The 1,569-nt window shown below is 32.6% G+C and carries 2 protein-coding genes; both read right to left on the reverse strand.

Features of this window, described 5'->3' with window-relative positions:
- Nucleotides 1-262 precede the first annotated feature (262 nt).
- Complete coding sequence (locus QZ265_RS10845; RefSeq protein ID WP_296406082.1) at nt 263-526, reverse strand: SMI1/KNR4 family protein; 264 nt, start codon at nt 524-526, stop codon at nt 263-265.
- Nucleotides 527-536: 10 nt separating this feature from the next.
- Nucleotides 537-983 (reverse strand): hypothetical protein, encoded by a 447-nt coding sequence (locus QZ265_RS10850; protein WP_296406084.1) that lies wholly within the window; start codon nt 981-983, stop codon nt 537-539.
- Nucleotides 984-1,569 lie beyond the last annotated feature (586 nt).

A 1,569-nucleotide genomic window follows, 5' to 3' on the forward strand; every position in this document is an offset into this window, starting at 1 on the left:
TTTTAGCAGTTAGTTTCTACTTTTAGGTGTTATTATTTTTTGGGGTGATTACCATTTCTTGTTGCTATTTTCAGGTCCCGAACTCGGCTGTCAATTTTTAGATCTAGTGTATTATTATAATAAGCAGGTGGTTTTTCTTCTACTTTTGTTGTAGCGCAACCTGCTATTAATATAATAAAAGTTATTAATAGCATATTTTTCATACGTTTTGCTCCAGAATTAATATTATTGAAGAACTCTAAAATTTTATGTTTCTGTAGTTTTAATTTAACTCCTCATACCATTCAATAATCTCTTCTATAGGCATTAAAATCTCATGCGTTTCAATATGGAAAGCAACATAAGGAGACCGATTTTGGCCGTTATGCCACCTATAGAAAGTTTTAAACGCTTCAGGTAGCTTAGAACCTATGACGGCTTCTAGCGCTTCAAAATCAGACTCTGTTGCTGGCGGATTAAGCATTTTAATAAATTGAGGTATCTTTTCTTCTAACACTATCTCTATTTGTTTAAGTGTTTGTTGCATAGCTTTTTCCTCATAAATTAGATGTATTTTTAAAGCTACTGTGATGTTCATATAAAAGGATAAACACATTACCAATTACCATAATCGTATGACTACCTATCCACAACCAATAACCTAAAGCGTACTTGGTAATTGGAGCCTGATGCCCTGCCTCATTGATAACTATTTCATCAAACGTTAAAAACGAAAGTGCTACTAAAGTTGATACTATGCTTAGTATTAAGGATAATTTAGGCTTCCTAATTAATAAAAATAGCCATGCCAAAAATAATAAGGGATTAGCGTACCAAGTGAGTGTCTCATTACCTCCGATAAAAATGCCAAAGATGCCAAATACTAGACTAACATATGATTTAGTACATCCATCATTTGCACAGTAAGCATCAAGCGGTAATAGAATTACCATTAAAATAATAGACAACACCAACGTTGTCCTTATGAGATATTTTGAATTCATATAATATCCTTTTAATTAGCTACAGTTTATTCAGATCTGCAACTACCTGATGAATTTTATCCTACACTTAACACGTAGCTTGCGTGACTCTTACGGCACCCAACAAATGAATCAAAATATCAAACCAATCCGCCCCAATTTATATCAAATAAACAATCTTTGTGCTTATATGCCAAACCAAGCTTGAAATACTTTTTTAGTTATCATTAACCCACTGGCAATCTTGGATGGCTTTTTTAGAGATTTAAATGTTAATTTTACTATTTAAAAGGACGGACATTTGAAGTTTGCAATTGAAGTTGGCCATTTATTCAGGGCAAACGCACACTTTTCTGGAATTCCATTTAAAATCAAATAGTTATAAATTTAGGTTTTAATTTTCTGAATTTATAAGTCACTGAAAATATTAATTTTTTTAAAAGTATGCGTTTGCCCTGGCCATTTATTAAACAGATGCCTGCATTAAAAACACAAAAGCCATTATTCAAGTGCGATAAACTAATATAACAATAAATAGTATACATGAGGAGGTAGCCCCCTGTGTCAGGATAGTTGTCACCCCTAAATAAAACCTAAAGGGGGCGAC

Origin of the sequence: Psychrobacter sp. (assembly GCF_018260395.1) — a bacterium.
In the GTDB taxonomy this organism is placed as follows: Bacteria; Pseudomonadota; Gammaproteobacteria; order Pseudomonadales; family Moraxellaceae; genus Psychrobacter.

What these genes read in the sequence shown, in the direction of transcription:
- QZ265_RS10845 (WP_296406082.1), bottom strand. Translation starts at nt 526, where the DNA reads ATGCAACAAACACTTAAACAAATAGAGATAGTGTTAGAAGAAAAGATA.
- QZ265_RS10850 (WP_296406084.1), bottom strand. Translation starts at nt 983, where the DNA reads ATGAATTCAAAATATCTCATAAGGACAACGTTGGTGTTGTCTATTATT.